12 protein-coding genes are annotated in these 15,316 nt (G+C 62.5%); 8 read left to right on the top strand and 4 right to left on the bottom strand.

Annotated elements, in window-relative coordinates; translation table 11 throughout:
* The first annotated feature begins 98 nt into the window (after nucleotides 1-98).
* The 6 genes from NKI88_RS02880 to NKI88_RS02905 all read left to right on the top strand — a co-directional run bounded on the left by NKI88_RS02880 (nucleotide 99) and on the right by NKI88_RS02905 (nucleotide 10,208).
* Nucleotides 99-1,484, top strand: coding sequence for a TolC family outer membrane protein (locus NKI88_RS02880; protein WP_352653686.1), 1,386 nt, complete (start codon nucleotides 99-101; stop codon nucleotides 1,482-1,484).
* Between the two features lie 330 nt (nucleotides 1,485-1,814).
* Nucleotides 1,815-2,705, top strand: a complete 891-nt coding sequence (locus NKI88_RS02885) for a PopZ family protein (protein ID WP_352653687.1) — start codon at nucleotides 1,815-1,817, stop codon at nucleotides 2,703-2,705.
* 268 nt (nucleotides 2,706-2,973) lie between these two features.
* Complete coding sequence (locus NKI88_RS02890) at nucleotides 2,974-5,757, top strand: valine--tRNA ligase (RefSeq protein WP_352653688.1); 2,784 nt, start codon at nucleotides 2,974-2,976, stop codon at nucleotides 5,755-5,757.
* 357 nt (nucleotides 5,758-6,114) lie between these two features.
* Nucleotides 6,115-7,383 carry an OmpP1/FadL family transporter gene (locus NKI88_RS02895; RefSeq protein ID WP_352653689.1) on the top strand — a complete coding sequence of 423 codons (1,269 nt, stop codon included), beginning with the start codon at nucleotides 6,115-6,117 and terminating at the stop codon, nucleotides 7,381-7,383.
* 289 nt (nucleotides 7,384-7,672) lie between these two features.
* Entirely contained in the window at nucleotides 7,673-9,397 is a 1,725-nt protein-coding gene (gene ilvD, locus NKI88_RS02900) for a dihydroxy-acid dehydratase (protein ID WP_023706010.1), read from the top strand.
* Nucleotides 9,384-10,208 (top strand): tetratricopeptide repeat protein, encoded by an 825-nt coding sequence (locus NKI88_RS02905; RefSeq protein WP_023714413.1) that lies wholly within the window; start codon nucleotides 9,384-9,386, stop codon nucleotides 10,206-10,208. Before ilvD ends, NKI88_RS02905 begins: the two co-directional genes overlap by 14 nt.
* A gap of 44 nt (nucleotides 10,209-10,252) precedes the next feature.
* Here NKI88_RS02905 and NKI88_RS02910 read toward each other — a convergent pair whose 3' ends face one another.
* From NKI88_RS02910 to erpA, 4 genes are all read right to left on the bottom strand, one after another.
* Nucleotides 10,253-10,507: a hypothetical protein gene (locus tag NKI88_RS02910; RefSeq protein WP_245259994.1), complete on the bottom strand. Its 255-nt coding sequence runs from the start codon at nucleotides 10,505-10,507 to the stop codon at nucleotides 10,253-10,255.
* Nucleotides 10,508-10,623: 116 nt separating this feature from the next.
* Nucleotides 10,624-11,418, bottom strand: a complete 795-nt coding sequence (gene xth, locus NKI88_RS02915) for an exodeoxyribonuclease III (RefSeq protein ID WP_352653690.1) — start codon at nucleotides 11,416-11,418, stop codon at nucleotides 10,624-10,626.
* Nucleotides 11,419-11,426: 8 nt separating this feature from the next.
* Nucleotides 11,427-11,819 (bottom strand): VOC family protein, encoded by a 393-nt coding sequence (locus tag NKI88_RS02920; protein WP_352653691.1) that lies wholly within the window; start codon nucleotides 11,817-11,819, stop codon nucleotides 11,427-11,429.
* 4 nt (nucleotides 11,820-11,823) lie between these two features.
* Nucleotides 11,824-12,171: an iron-sulfur cluster insertion protein ErpA gene (gene erpA, locus NKI88_RS02925; protein WP_352653692.1), complete on the bottom strand. Its 348-nt coding sequence runs from the start codon at nucleotides 12,169-12,171 to the stop codon at nucleotides 11,824-11,826.
* A 76-nt stretch (nucleotides 12,172-12,247) separates the two neighbouring features.
* On the opposite strand from erpA, the gene NKI88_RS02930 reads away from it, so the two are divergent.
* Complete coding sequence (locus tag NKI88_RS02930) at nucleotides 12,248-13,462, top strand: deoxyguanosinetriphosphate triphosphohydrolase (RefSeq protein WP_023739017.1); 1,215 nt, start codon at nucleotides 12,248-12,250, stop codon at nucleotides 13,460-13,462.
* Between the two features lie 62 nt (nucleotides 13,463-13,524).
* Nucleotides 13,525-15,288, top strand: a complete 1,764-nt coding sequence (argS, locus tag NKI88_RS02935; protein WP_352653693.1) for an arginine--tRNA ligase — start codon at nucleotides 13,525-13,527, stop codon at nucleotides 15,286-15,288.
* Nucleotides 15,289-15,316: the final 28 nt, after the last annotated feature.

Raw genomic sequence — 15,316 nt, forward strand, 5'->3', positions numbered from 1 at the left:
TGTCAGCGGGGGAACGATACATCGACGCGGCGCTGGCCGATCCCTAGGGATGGGCTGGCGTGGCGTGGTTCCCGTGCAAAACGAATGAGGGATATAAAGTGCCGTCCTTAGCCAAGAGTTTGTTTGTTACTGTCCTCATTTCCGCGACAGCGCTTTCGCCGATAGCCGCCTCGGCGGAAACCATTCTCGGCGCGCTTTCCAAGGCCTACCAGAACAATTCCTCGCTGAATTCGGCCCGTGCCGGCGTGCGCGTCACCGATGAGGGCGTGGCGATCGCCAAGTCGGGCTATCGCCCGGTGATCACTGGTTCGGCTGATATCGATTACACCTCCAGGCACCTAAACGGCAGGAACGCGAGCCTGGCATTGACCACCGGCAGCTTCGGCGTTCGGATTGATCAGACGCTGTTCGACGGCTTCCAGACCAAGAACAGGGTCGCGTCGGCCGCTGCACAGGTGAGGGCCTCGGTCGAGGGCCTGCGCAACACCGAAGAGAACACGCTGTTCAATGCGGCGAGCGCCTATATGGACGTGATTCGCGATCGCCAGGTGGCGGTGCTGACCGAACAGAATCTGCAGTTCCTGACCGAGCAGGCGCGCGCGGCACGCTCGCGCTTCGAGGTCGGCGAGGGCACGCGCACCGATGTGGCGCAGGCCGACGCGTCGCGTTCGGCCGCGGTGGCGCAATTGAGTGCCGCCCGTGCGCAGGCTCTGGCCAGTGCGGCAACCTATCATCAGATCGTCGGTGACGAGCCGGGCAAGCTCAAGGCCGCGTCGCCGTTGGCGAAGCTGTTGCCGAGGAGTCTCGAGGCGGCGATCGGCATTGCATCGAACGAGCATCCGGCCATCCTGGCCGCCCTACATTCCGTCGATGCAGCCGGATTTGATGTAAAGACGCAGGAGGGTGCGTTGCTGCCGCAGTTGACTGCCAGTGCCGGCCTTTCCCATGCCTATCAAAATACCGTACCTGGCGCGGGGGATTCGGACGGCGATTCCAATGCCGCCACCGTCGGCGCGACGCTGACCGTTCCGATCTATTCGGGCGGCCGTACCTCCGCACTCGTTCGTCAGTCGAAGGAATCGCTCAGCCAGGCTCGCATCGAGGTGGATGTCAGCCGTGACTCGGTGCGCCAGGCCGTGACCTCGGCATGGACGCAATACATCGCAGCGCGTGAAAGCGTCGACGCTAATCGGCAGGTGATCGCGGCCGCACAGTTGGCGCTCAACGGCGTCATCGAGGAGCGCAATGTCGGACAGCGCACCACGCTCGACGTGTTGAATGCCCAGAACGCCGTCATCTCGGCAAAGATCGACCTCGCCAGCTCCGAGCGCGATGTGGTTGTAGCGAGCTACGCCATCCTGTCGGCCATGGGCCGCCTGTCGGCCGATCGCCTGGCGTTGAATGTGGTGAAGTACAAGCCTGAAGAGCACTACAGAGCCGTCAAGGACAAATGGATCGGGCTGCGTACGCCGGACGGTCGTTGATCGCGACTGAGCGGTTCAAATCCCGCCAAGATTGAAAGTATCGTAGCGCCGCGCTTCCCAAGGATGCGCGGCGTTTGTCTTTTGTAGCCTAAATTGTTGAAATCCGGCGTCTTCCGAGATTGGGGATTCTCGGATGGCGATCCGTCGGCTACGCTGTCGCCATGATTCGTATCCGGCTTTGCCGGACAGGAATCCAGGAACGGGTCACTACAGCGCCACGCGTCCGATGGATGCGCAAAGGAGGCTGTAGAACTTTGATTTTGCGCCTGATCCTCTTCGAAAATCGAAGATCGATTTTCGGGATCATGCGCGGGGGCGGCGGATGTGACGATGGCGACGGCAAGCAGCGCACAGCGCGAACCTTCCATGGAAGAAATACTGGCTTCCATCAGGAGGATCATCGAAGACAGCGACACCGGCCGCAAGGGCGACGCGGATGAGTTGCGCCAGGACCTTGTGCCGGCCGCCGGGCCTGTTTCGGATGTCGAGGCCTTCCGCAGCGAATTGCACAGCTCGACCGAAAGCAAGAAGCCGGTGACGCTGGCCGAGGTGCAGGCCCAACTGGCCGAGCCGGTGGTTGCGCGGCTGGAGCCGCGCTCCGAGCCGTCGCCAGTGAAGCCGGCCATTGCGGCAAATGCCACGACCGCCGCGCCACCCGCGCATGCTCCGATGACCCTGGCGGAAGTGAGCGCCAGGATAGCCAGTGAGCCAGCTCCCGCCGTCAGGGCAGAAGCTGCAGTGCGGGCAAAGGCGGAAACCACCGACTCGATCGTCACGGATTGGCGCCGCGAAATCGCGGCCGTTGGCAATCAGGCAAAACCGGCTGACACAGTACGGCGGCCCGAGATCAGGCAGCCGGAGATCAGGCAGCCAGAGACTGAAAATCGGCAGGCAGCAATCGCGGAGGTCGAGGCTTTCGAAGACGATCTCGCTGCCGAGCCGGCTTTCGAGCCTCGTCCTTCGCGCAGCGAGCACGCGCGCCCGGCCGATACAACCCCGGCCCGTCCGGCGATCGTTTCGGAACATACGGGACGGCAGGTCGCAGCCGCCTTCGGCGAGCTCTCCGACGCCTTCGCCAGCCGCAGCAAGAAGACCTTCGACGAGATGGCCGAGGAGATGCTGCGGCCGATGCTGCAGGACTGGCTGGACAACAACCTGCCGACGCTGGTCGAGCGCCTGGTACGCGAAGAAATCGAGCGCGTCGCGCGCGGCGCGCAATAGGCATCACCACAGCCCGTTCCGGATTAAAGCGCCGCCTTCGGGCGGCGCTTTCTCGCTGCAGGCCAGCGTCCGGCTGATGTCGCGAATGCGATCAGCTTCCCGTCGGGATCGCTGACGATGAAGGTGCGGGCATGGCCTTCCCGTTGAAATGACCAGGGCCCCGCCTATTTGCGTTGAAGGACTGAGGCAGCCCTCGCGGTTGACTTGGCCAAAACCTTCCGATTTACACCGGGTCAGCAAAACTCCCGACCGCGCGGACCACTTTCCCATGCTTGAAAAGACCTACGACGCCAAGACCGTCGAACCCAAGATCGCCAAAATCTGGGAAGAGGCGGACGCATTTCGCGCCGGCGCAGGTGCGGAAGAGGGGGCCGAGGCCTTTACCATCGTCATCCCGCCGCCCAACGTCACCGGCTCGCTGCATATGGGCCACGCACTCAACAACACGCTGCAGGACATACTCGTGCGCTTTGAGCGCATGCGCGGCAAGAACGTGCTGTGGCAGCCGGGCATGGACCATGCCGGCATCGCCACGCAGATGGTGGTCGAGCGCCAGCTGATGGAGAAACAGATCCATCGCCGCGATCTCACCCGCGAGGAGTTCATCGAGAAGGTCTGGGAGTGGAAGGCCGAGTCCGGCGGCGCCATCTTCAACCAGCTGAAGCGGCTCGGCGCCTCGGCGGACTGGTCGCGCGAACGTTTTACCATGGATGAAGGCCTGTCCAAGGCCGTGCTCGAAGTATTCGTCAGCCTCTACAAGGAAGGGCTGATCTACAAGGACAAGCGCCTTGTGAACTGGGACCCGAAGCTGTTGACGGCGATCTCCGACCTGGAGGTCGAGCCCCAGGAGATCAACGGCAATCTCTGGCACTTCCGCTATCCGATCGAAGGCGAGACTTTCGATCCGGAAAATTCGGCGACCTTCATTACCGTGGCGACGACACGGCCCGAGACGATGCTTGGCGATACGGCGGTTGCCGTGCACCCGGACGACGAGCGCTACCGGCATCTGGTCGGGAAAAATGTCGTGCTGCCGATCGTCGGCCGGAAAATCCCGGTTGTGGCTGACGAGTATTCCGACCCGGAAAAGGGTTCCGGCGCGGTCAAGATCACGCCGGCGCACGACTTCAACGATTTCGAGGTCGGCAAGCGCCACAGGCTGCCGGCGATCAACATCCTGACCATCGAGGCGGCAATAACGCTCAGGGATAATGAGGATTTTCTCGCCGGGCTCGACGTGACGCCGGAGCGTCAGGCCGTCTGGGACGAGCTCGACGGTCTCGACCGTTTCGTCGCGCGCAAGAAAATCGTCGAGCTGATGGAGACCGGCGGCTTCCTCGACAAGATCGAGCCGCACCGCCACGCCGTGCCGCATGGCGACCGCGGCGGCGTGCCGATCGAGCCGTTTCTGACCGAGCAGTGGTATGCAAACGCCGCCGAGCTCGCCAAGCCGGCGATCGCATCGGTGCGTGAAGGCCGTACCAACTTCGTGCCGAAGAACTGGGAAAAGACCTATTTTGACTGGATGGAGAACATTCAGCCCTGGTGTATTTCACGCCAGCTGTGGTGGGGTCATCAGATCCCGGCCTGGTACGGGCCGGACGGCCGCGTCTTCGTCGAGAAGACCGAGGAAGAGGCGCTGGGCGCCGCGATTGAATATTATCTGGCGCTGGAAGGCCCGTGGAAGGCCTGGGTCGAGGACAAGCTCGAGACCTTCAAGCCGGGCGAAATCCTGAGCCGCGACGAGGATGTGCTCGACACCTGGTTCTCGTCCGCACTGTGGCCGTTCTCGACACTGGGCTGGCCGGATCACACGCCGGAGCTGAAGACCTATTACCAGACCGACGTGCTGGTGACCGGTTTCGACATCATCTTCTTCTGGGTCGCCCGGATGATGATGATGGGCCTGCATTTCATGCACGAGGAGCCGTTCCACACCGTCTATGTGCATGCGCTGGTGCGCGACAAGAACGGGCAGAAGATGTCGAAGTCGAAAGGCAACGTCATCGATCCGCTCGACCTCATCGACGAGTTTGGCGCCGATGCACTGCGCTTCACGCTGACGGTGATGGCGGCGCAGGGGCGCGACGTGAAACTCGATCCGGCGCGCATCGCCGGCTACCGCAATTTCGGCACCAAGCTGTGGAACGCGACACGCTTTGCCGAGATGAACGAGGTCGCGCGCAATGACGATTTCTGGCTGAACGACGCCAAGCTGCCGGTCAATCGCTGGATCCTGACCGAGCTGACCAGGGCGTCGCGCGCGATCACCGAGGGCATCACCGGCTACCGCTTCAACGAAGCAGCGGGCGCCGCCTACCGCTTCGTCTGGAACCTGTTCTGCGACTGGTATCTGGAACTGCTGAAGCCGGTGTTTATGGGCACGGACGAGGCTGCCAAGGCCGAAAGCCGTGCCTGCGTCGCCTTCGTGCTCGACGAGATCTACAAGCTGCTTCACCCCATGATGCCGTTCATGACCGAGGAGCTGTGGGCGCAGACGGCAGGTGAGGGCAGGACGCGCGCAACGCTGCTTTGCCACGCCGCCTGGCCATCACCGGACTTCGAGGACGCCGATGCAGCCGCCGACATCAACTGGCTGGTCGATCTGGTCTCCGGCATCCGCTCGGTGCGCTCTGAAATGAACGTGCCGCCGGCGGCGATCGCGCCGTTGGTGGTGGTTGGCGCCAGCGTCGAGACCCAGCAGAGGCTGGATCGCCATGCGTCCGCCATCCAGCGGCTGGCGCGGGTCGGCGACATCTCGCTGCAGGACGCCGCGCCCAAGGGCTCGGCCCAGATCGTGCTCAACGAGGCGACGATCTGCCTGCCGCTCGGCAGCCTGATCGATCTCTCCGCCGAGGCGGCGCGGCTGCAGAAGGAACTGGCCAAGGTGACCGAGGAAATCGCGCGGCTGCACAAGAAGCTGTCGAACGAACGGTTCGTCGCCAGCGCGCCGGAAGAGATCGTCGCAGCCGAGCGTGAAAAGCTCGCGGAATACCGCGATCAGCAGGAGAAGCTTTCGGTGGCGTTGACCCGGGTGCGCGACGCCGGCTGAGCGCCGGTTCGCGATGCCTGGGAACGGCGTCAAGGCAGTCTTGTGCCCGAAAAACAGGCATTCCGTAACGTTAATGTTGACGTAAACGGAAAGTTTGCGCCCCATTGTTGCCTTAATGTAACAATGGGGCCTAATGCCGGTAAAACATCCGCGTTTTATACTGTTTAGAGCGGTTTTTCATGATTTTTTGCGCCGATTGCCGCTCAAATGGCCATTTTCCGGCATGCTTGCGCGGGTCGCCACTTTGTCCGAAATGCGTTCTGCAAGTGCGTACATGTACGCTATATCAATTCATTGTTGCACCGTTAACCCGAATTGGTTCTAGCTTGACGCACTGGAATTTCGGGGAGGACATCCATGAACAATTTGCGTTTTAAAACACTGCTGGGGGCGGGGTGTTTTTCGCTGGGCTTGATCGGTTCCGTACATGCCGGCGGTCTGGAGCGCGGTGGCTATGACATCGATCTGCTGTTCGATCCGGCGCAGGTCACCGGCGAAATTACCGGCACCTATGTGATGCCACAGCGTGACCTGAAGAATGTGAAGGACATAGATCCGAACCCGCTTACAGGTGGTAGCGATCTTAGCGCCATGGGATACTCCAGCAGCGCCCGTGATACCGAAAGCTATTGGGTACCGAGCGTCGGCTTCAAGGCTGGTGTAGGCCCCGTCGATTGCCTTATCGACTACGGCCAACCGATCGGTGCGTATAGCAATCCCGGCGCCAATTGGGCCGGCGCGAACGGCAATGTCGTCACCAAGGTCAAGAGTGAAGCTGTAGGCGGAACCTGCTCGTACAAGATGGATCTGGGCAAAGGACAGTTTCGTTTCATCGGTGGCGTGTTCCACGAGGACGTCTCGGGCTACAAGGAACAGTTGGTGTCGCCAATTCCAGGGTTGCTTGGCATCGGTACCGGCATAGGCCGTCTCGATCTCAAGGGCGACGGTTATGGATGGCGCGCTGGTATTGCGTACGAGATTCCGGATATCGCGCTGCGCGCCAGCCTAGTGTACAACTCGGCGGTCAAGCTCAATAATTTGGACGGAACGCTCGATCTGACCGAGGTTCCTCTTCCGGGCAACCCGCTTTTGGGCAAGATTACCGATGTTAGCGGTTCCTCGCAGGTGCCGGACTCGCTCGAACTGAAGCTGCAGTCAGGCGTAGCGCCGGGATGGCTGGCATTCGGTTCGATCAAGTGGGTGAATTGGAGCGTATTGCAGAGCATACCATTCTGCCCGACGGCTGCCCCGGGTGCCTGCACCACGACAGGCCCCACCCGCGCCACCTCGCTTGATTTGCTCTACCGCGACGGCTGGACGGTTTCCGGCGGTATCGGCCACAAGTTCAATGACCAGTGGAGCGGCGCTGCCGTTCTGACCTGGGATCGTGGCACCAGCACGGGCCTCAGCGCTCAGACCGATACCTGGACGGTCAGCGGTGGCGTGGCTTACACGCCGACCCAGAACATCGAGGTACGTCTTGGGGGGGCACTGGGTGTTCTTACGAGCGGATCGATCCATCCAGTCGTGGGCGAAGATGGCGTCACCTACGGTACAGATTACACAGCAGACTTCGGCAACGATCTGGTCTCCGCAGTTTCGACCTCGTTGAAGGTGAAGTGGTAAGCCTTTCAAATTGAAGACAAAAGGCCGGGCACTGCCCGGCCTTTTTCTTTTGGAGAACAGCGCCATGTCGTGCCGACAGGCGCCAGCGTTGCAAATCCGTCGCATCACTTTCACCTCTCGTAATTGTGACGTTTTGGCAACAGTTTCCGATCAACCCCCGCGCTACGGTCCCGCTCGACCAAATTGCCCATTTCCCGCCATAAACCCGGCGCACCTCGAATTTGTCTCGGGACACGCGCCAGAAGGCTCGGCGATGGGGCAGGCCGCACCGCCCGCGGCAAGGAAGAGAATGGACGCCAAAGTCATCTCCAAGGCCAAGCTGCCTAGCCGCCATGTGACCGTTGGTCCGGCGCGTGCGCCGCATCGTTCGTATCTCTATGCGATGGGGTTGTCGGCAGCCGAGATCGCGCAGCCGCTGGTCGGCGTTGCTTCCTGCTGGAATGAGGCGGCACCTTGCAACATCTCGCTGATGCGCCAGGCGCAAGTGGTCAAGAAAGGCGTCGCGGCCGCCAACGGCACGCCGCGCGAATTCTGCACCATCACCGTCACCGACGGTATCGCCATGGGCCACCAGGGCATGAAGTCGTCGCTGGTGTCGCGCGATGTCATTGCCGACTCGGTCGAACTCACCATGCGCGGCCATTGCTACGATGCGCTGGTCGGCCTTGCCGGCTGCGACAAGTCGCTGCCCGGCATGATGATGGCCATGGTGCGGCTCAACGTGCCGTCGATCTTCATCTATGGCGGCTCGATCCTGCCGGGCTCCTATCGCGGCCGCCAGATCACTGTGCAGGACGTGTTCGAAGCAGTCGGCCAGCATTCGGTCGGCACGGTCAGCGATGCCGAACTGCTCGAGATCGAGCAGGCGGCGTGTCCGTCCGCCGGCTCCTGCGGGGCCCAGTTCACAGCCAACACCATGGCCACCGTCGCCGAGGCGATCGGCCTGGCGCTGCCGTACTCCTGCGGCGCGCCGGCGCCTTACGAGATGCGCGACCGCTTCAATTTCGCCTCCGGCGAAAAGATCATGGAGCTGATCGCCAAGAACATCCGGCCGCGCGACGTCGTCACGCTGAAGGCGCTGGAGAATGCGGCGACCGTGGTTTCGGCCACCGGCGGCTCGACCAATGCGGCTTTGCACCTGCCGGCGATCGCGCATGAGGCAGGCATCAAGTTCGACCTGTTCGACGTTGCCGCGATTTTCGAGAAGACGCCTTACATCGCCGACCTCAAGCCGGGCGGCAAATATGTCGCCAAGGACATGTTCGAGGCCGGCGGCATTCCGCTGTTGATGAAGACGCTGCTCGACCACGGCTATCTCCATGGCGACTGCATGACCGTGACTGGCCGTACTTTGGCCGAAAACATGGAGCATGTTGCCTGGAATGATAGCCAGGATGTGGTCCGTCCCGCCAACCGACCAATCACCCAAACCGGCGGTGTCGTGGGCTTGAAGGGCAACCTTGCCCCCGAAGGCGCGATCGTGAAGGTCGCGGGCATGACGGAGCTGAAATTCTCAGGTCCGGCACGGTGTTTCGATTCGGAAGAGGAATGTTTCGAGGCGGTCACGCACCGCAACTACCGGGAAGGCGAGGTTCTCGTCATCCGTTACGAAGGTCCGCGCGGCGGCCCGGGCATGCGCGAGATGCTGTCGACGACGGCGGCGCTCTACGGCCAGGGCATGGGCGGCAAGGTCGCCCTCATCACCGACGGTCGTTTTTCGGGCGCGACGCGCGGTTTCTGCATCGGCCATGTCGGGCCCGAAGCTGCCGTGGGCGGCCCGATCGGACTGCTGAAGGATGGCGACGTGATCTCGATTGACGCAACCAAAGGCACGATCGAGGTCGACCTGTCCGAGGCTGAACTGGCAACGAGGGCGAAGGCCTGGAAGGCGCGCACGACCGACTATCAGTCGGGCGCGATCTGGAAATATGCACAGACGGTAGGGCCAGCCCGCGACGGCGCGGTCACCCATCCCGGCGGTGCCAAAGAAACACATTGCTATGCGGATATCTGAGTTGTTGAGGTCGTCTGTCCTTCCGGCACTGGTCGCTGTTGCGATCTTTGGCGCCGTGGGCCAGGCCATGGCCTTCGACGACAAGGTGTTCGACGACAAGACCGGCGTGAAGCCGCAATCGAGCCCATGGGCCGTGTTCCAGTTCGGCTTCTCCGCCTACAAGAGCGGCCACAAGGAACAGGCGGTCGAGGCCTATAAATACGCCGCCGAAAACGGCCAGATCGGCGCCACCTGGAAGCTCGCGCGCATGTATGCCGAAGGCGACGGCGTGACGCGCGACGACTATGCGGCGTTCAAGTTCTTCTCCGAGATCGTCGATCAGGATGTCGAGCCGGGGTCGCCGGAGGAAAGCTATGTCTCCGACGCGCTGGTGGCGTTGGGCGACTATCTCAGGACAGGCATTCCCGGTAGCCCGGTCGAGGAAAACGAGGTCGCGGCGCAGGAATATTACATGCGTGCGGCCGCCAACTACCGCAATCCGAACGCCCAGTTCGAGATGGGCCAGATGTTCCTGAAGGGCGAGGGCGGCGTGAAGGCCAGCGTCAAGCAGGCCGGTCGCTGGTTCCAGCTCGCTGCCGAAAAGGGCCATGCCGGCGCCCAGGCGACGCTCGGCAATCTTCTGTTCCAGAGCGGCAAGATCGTGCGCGGGCTGGCCATGATGACCGCCGCGCTCGAACGCGCCTCGCCGAGCGACCAGCCGTGGATCCGCGGCATGCAGGAAGAGGCATTTGCCGCCGCCGGCGAAGCCGACCGCCGCACGGCGATTTCGCTTGCCGACGATCTTCTCACCAAGGGTGGTGACGACCAGTGAAATTGCCAATCTCCCCCTCAAGGGGGGAGATTAGCTCACATCCATCAGTTCTCGGTGAGTTCCGCCGGCACCGCTCTGTGCACCGGCATCGAGATCGGCGTGACGTGCAGATGCGGCTTAATCGTGCTGTCGGGACAGGTATCGCCGATCTTGGTCCATGAGGTGTTGTTGAGCACCAGGTCGCAGCGGGCCATATGGCTCTTGTCTGAAACCGTCAGGCAGGTGACCTGGCCGACCTGGTAGGACTTGCCATTGGCCAGGCACTGCTGGTCGGCAAGTGCCGCTGCAGGGGAGGCCATGGCAAATGCCAGGCCGATCGGGCAAAGGAGGAATCGTAGTGCCATGCAACCCCAGCCGCCATGCTGATCTCTGACTGAATGGCGCGATTGTGGCGATATCAGGGTTTCGGCTGATATCAGGCCGGCAGCAGCGCCAGATCGATCGCCACCGGCACATGGTCGGAAGGCTTTTCCCAGGCGCGCACATGCTTTTCGATTGAGGCCGAGGAAAAGCGGTTGGCCGCTTCGGGCGACAACAGCAGATGGTCGATGCGGATGCCGTTGTTCTTCTGCCAGGCGCCGGCCTGGTAGTCCCAGAAGGTGTAGACGTCGGCCGCATCGGTGACGGCGCGCACCGCCTCTGTAAAGCCGAGATTCTTCAGCCGCCGGAAGGCCTGCCGGGTCTGCGGCTGGAACAGCGCATCGCCAAGCCAGTTGTCGGGGAAGCGCGCATCGACCGGCTCGGGGATGACATTGTAGTCGCCGGCCAGCACCAGCGCCTCCTCCAGAAGCAGCCGCTGCTCGGCCCAGCGATGCAGCCGTTCCATCCAGGTCAGCTTGTAGGGAAACTTCTTCTCGTCATCGATGGGATTGCCGTTGGGCAGATAGAGCGAGGCGACGCGCAGCGCGCCCCGGTCGGTCGAGAACACGCCCTCGATGAAGCGCGCCTGCTCATCAGTGTCGTCGCCTGGCAGGCCTCTGATGACCTCGTCGAACGGATGTTTCGACAGCAGGGCGACGCCGTTAAAGCCCTTCTGGCCATGGGTTTCCACGTTGTAGCCAAGCGCCTCGATCTCGGCGCGCGGGAACTGCTCGTCGACCGACTTGATCTCCTGCAGGCAGACGATGTCGGGCTGGCTTTCGCTCAGCCAGTGGGTGAGGTTGCCGATGCGGGCGCGAATGCCGTTTATGTTCCAGGTGACGATTTTCATGGGCGGCCTCAGGGATGTTCGGGCGAAAGACGTTCGACAAGCCCGATCGTATTGCCTGCCGGGTCCTTTAGAAAGGCCATCCACTCGCTTTCCCCCGCCGTTCCGAACGTGCCTTCGGTGTCGTTGTGGACGAGCGCCGGCGGTGCGGTGAAGGGAACGCCGGACGCTTTCGCCTCGGCGTGGAAGGCTTCGAGCCCGGCTATATCGAGATAGACGGTGCCGGCCGGAACGCCATCGGTGAACAGCAACCTGATATCACCGGCAATGATGAAGGCGATGCCCGGCGGATCGTAGCGGGCGTGAACGTTGAGGCCGAGCACATCGCGCCAGAAGGCCAGCGTCACGTCGAGATCGCGCCCGGCCGACAGTGCGACCTGACGGACCGGGCCGACGCCGGACATCTGCCTAGATGGAGAAACTGGTGCCGCAGCCGCAGGAGGCGACTGCATTGGGGTTGCGGATCTGGAACGATTGGCCCATCAGATCGTCGACGAAGTCGATCACCGAGCCGCCCATATAGACCAGCGACAAATCGTCGATCAGCACGGTGGCGCCGTCCTTTTCGATGGCGACGTCGTCGTCGTTGCGCGCATCGACCAGGTCGAACTTGTAGGAAAAGCCGGAGCAGCCGCCGCCCTCTACGGAGACGCGCAGCGCCGTCTTGCCGACCTCGCCCGAGACGATTTTCGCGATCCGCCTGGCGGCGGACTCGGTCATCTCGACTTTCATGGCAGTCTTGGCATCAGCGCCCATGGGCGTCACCTTGCTTTCGGTTTCACATGATAGGTATGAAGCGGGAAGGGGCAAGTCAACTGCGGCGGCATCAGCCATGACAAATGAGCTTGGCGACATTGGGTTCGGCTATCGGCCGCGCGCGGCCTATGCCAGCGACCCAGCCAGGTCGCGCGGGCGGCTCTATGACGAGGTCGAGAGCCCGACTCGCACGCCATTCCAGCGCGACCGCGACCGTATCATTCATTCGACTGCCTTCCGCCGCCTGAAGCACAAGACGCAGGTGTTCGTCGCCCATGAAGGCGACCACTATCGCACCCGGCTGACGCATTCGATCGAGGTCGCGCAGATTGCGCGGGCTCTGGCGCGAGCGCTGCGCGGCGACGAGGATCTGGCCGAGGCGGTCGCCTTGGTGCACGATTTCGGTCACACGCCGTTCGGCCATACCGGCGAGGACGCGCTGAACGAGCGGATGGCCCAATGGGGCGGCTTCGACCACAATGCGCAGTCGCTGCGCGTGGTGACGCGGCTGGAGCGGCGCTATGCCGAGTTCGACGGGCTAAACCTGACCTGGGAAACGCTGGAAGGGCTGGTCAAGCACAATGGGCCCCTGACAGATGCCAAGGGAAAAGGGCTCAAAGGCCCGGTGCCGCAGGCGATCCGCGACTATTCCGAGCTGCACGACCTCGAACTCGACCATTTCGCCGGCATCGAGGCGCAATGTGCTGCGATCGCCGACGATATCGCCTACAACACCCATGACATCGACGACGGCCTGCGCTCCGGCTTCCTGACCTTGGACATGCTGGAAACGGTGGCGCTGCCGGGATCGATCCTGGCAAGCGTGCGCGCGCGCTATCCGGGCCTGGACGATGTGCGCACCGGCCATGAGCTGATGCGCCGGCAGATCACGATGATGGTCGAGGATGTCATTGTTTCCACCACCGCCAATCTTGAGCGCATCAAGCCTGACAGCGCCGAAGCGGTGCGGGCGGCGGGCGAAACGATGGTGACCTTTTCCGCTGACGTGGCGGCGACCGAGAAGGAATTGAAGACCTTTCTCTACAAGCATCTCTACCGGCATGACGAGGTGATGCGCGTTCGCACTCAGGCCGAGCAGATCGTGCGCGACCTGTTCGATGTCTATTTCGCCGATCCGCGCGCCATGCCGGACGGCTGGCGGGAGGGGCTCGACCGGGCGGAGGACCGCATCAAGGCGCGCAGCGTCGCCGATTTCCTGGCGGGGATGACGGATACCTACGCCTTGAAGGAACACCGCCGTCTGTTTGACCATACGCCCGATTTAAGCTAGGGCGGGCGCGATTTGCCGGCCAATGAGCCGGTTCCCCTGCACAGTCCGCCAGAGCAAGACCCATGAACATCTTCGCCGATTTCAGCGCGCGAATCACAAAAGCCGTCGAAGCGCTTGATTTGAAAGACAGTAATGGCGTTTCGCCCGACCTGTCGCGCATCGCCGTCGAGCCGCCGCGCGACGCCAGCCATGGCGATCTCGCCACCAATGCGGCGATGGTACTGGCCAAGCCCACCGGGCAGAACCCGCGCGCGCTGGCCGAGCGGCTGGTGGAAGTGCTGCGCAGCGACGCCGATGTTGCCGAAGCCGACGTCGCCGGTCCCGGCTTCGTCAATCTCCGGCTCAAGGACGCTTTCTGGCAGGCACATCTGACCGCGGTGCTCGGCGAGGGGCAAAACTACGGCCGCTCGACCATTGGTGGCGGCAAGAAGACCAATGTCGAATATGTCTCGGCCAATCCGACCGGGCCGATGCATGTCGGCCATTGCCGGGGCGCGGTTGTCGGCGACACGCTTGCAAATCTGATGGCCTTCGCCGGCTATGACGTCACCAAGGAATACATCATCAACGACGCCGGCGCGCAGATCGACGTGCTCGGGCGTTCGGCCTTCCTGCGCTACCGCGAAGCGCTGGGCGACGACATTGGCGAGATACCGGCCGGTCTCTATCCCGGCGATTACCTTGTGCCGGTCGGTCAGGCGCTGGCTGCCGAATTTGGCCGCAAGCTCTTGCAGATGCCCGACGATGAGGCGCTGGCAATCGTCAAGGACCGCACGATCGACGCCATGATGGTGATGATCCGCGAGGATCTGGCGTTGCTCAATGTGCATCACGACGTTTTCTTCTCCGAGCGCACGCTGCATGCCGACAATGCCAGGAGGATCCGCTCGGCGATCAACGATCTGACGCTGAAGGGCCATATCTACAAGGGCAAGCTGCCGCCGCCCAAGGGCGAGAAGCCGGACGACTGGGAAGACCGCGAGCAGACGCTGTTCCGCTCGACGGCGGTCGGCGACGACATGGACCGGGCGCTGGTCAAGTCCGACGGCTCGTTCACCTATTTCGCCGCCGACGTCGCCTATCTCAAGGACAAGGTCGACCGCGGTTTCGTCGGCCTGATCTATGTGCTGGGCGCCGACCATGGCGGCTACGTCAAGCGGCTGGAAGCGCTGGCGCGGGCGATTGCAGGCGATGATCTGAAGCTGCAACTCACGGTGCTCCTGTGCAATCTGGTGAAGCTGTTTCGCGATGGCGAACCGGTTCGGATGTCGAAGCGGTCGGGCGACTTCGTGACCTTGCGCGAAGCGGTGGAGGAGGTGGGCCGCGATGCTATCCGCTTCATGATGCTCTACCGCAAGAGCGACGCGCCGCTCGACTTCGATTTCGCCAAGGTCACCGAACAGTCCAAGGACAATCCCGTGTTCTACGTGCAGTACGCTTCGGCGCGCTGTCATTCGGTGTTCCGGCAGGCGAGCGAGCAACTGGGCGAGGCCAATTTCGACCGCAACAGCCTGGCCGCGGCCTCGGCGTCGCTCACCGACGAGGGCGAGATCGGCCTGATCCGGAAGCTGGCTGAATATCCAAGGCTGATCGAATCCGCAGCCCTTGCGCTGGAGCCGCACCGGCTGGCATTCTACCTCTACGATCTGGCTTCCAGCTTCCATGGACACTGGAATCGGGGCACCGAGAATCCCGACTTACGTTTTGTTAAGGTTAACGACCGACAATTGACTCATGCCAGACTAGGGCTGGTGCAGGCTGTTTCGGATGTTTTGACCTCCGGCCTGACGCTGATTGGGGCTGATGCGCCCACTGAGATGCGTTAGGTTTAACTAAAACACCTGTCACCATTTG

Source organism: Mesorhizobium sp. M0317, from assembly GCF_040321555.1.
In the GTDB taxonomy this organism is placed as follows: domain Bacteria; phylum Pseudomonadota; class Alphaproteobacteria; order Rhizobiales; family Rhizobiaceae; genus Mesorhizobium.

Bases quoted from the DNA above. Each gene is read 5' to 3' on its own strand.
- xth (WP_352653690.1), bottom strand. From the start codon at position 11,418: ATGAAAATCGTCACCTGGAACATAAACGGCATTCGCGCCCGCATCGGC.
- ilvD (WP_023706010.1), top strand. From the start codon at position 7,673: ATGGACGCCAAAGTCATCTCCAAGGCCAAGCTGCCTAGCCGCCATGTG.
- NKI88_RS02920 (WP_352653691.1), bottom strand. From the start codon at position 11,819: ATGTCCGGCGTCGGCCCGGTCCGTCAGGTCGCACTGTCGGCCGGGCGC.
- argS (WP_352653693.1), top strand. From the start codon at position 13,525: ATGAACATCTTCGCCGATTTCAGCGCGCGAATCACAAAAGCCGTCGAA.
- NKI88_RS02895 (WP_352653689.1), top strand. From the start codon at position 6,115: ATGAACAATTTGCGTTTTAAAACACTGCTGGGGGCGGGGTGTTTTTCG.
- NKI88_RS02910 (WP_245259994.1), bottom strand. From the start codon at position 10,507: ATGGCCTCCCCTGCAGCGGCACTTGCCGACCAGCAGTGCCTGGCCAAT.
- NKI88_RS02885 (WP_352653687.1), top strand. From the start codon at position 1,815: ATGGCGACGGCAAGCAGCGCACAGCGCGAACCTTCCATGGAAGAAATA.
- NKI88_RS02905 (WP_023714413.1), top strand. From the start codon at position 9,384: ATGCGGATATCTGAGTTGTTGAGGTCGTCTGTCCTTCCGGCACTGGTC.
- NKI88_RS02930 (WP_023739017.1), top strand. From the start codon at position 12,248: ATGACAAATGAGCTTGGCGACATTGGGTTCGGCTATCGGCCGCGCGCG.
- NKI88_RS02890 (WP_352653688.1), top strand. From the start codon at position 2,974: ATGCTTGAAAAGACCTACGACGCCAAGACCGTCGAACCCAAGATCGCC.
- erpA (WP_352653692.1), bottom strand. From the start codon at position 12,171: ATGGGCGCTGATGCCAAGACTGCCATGAAAGTCGAGATGACCGAGTCC.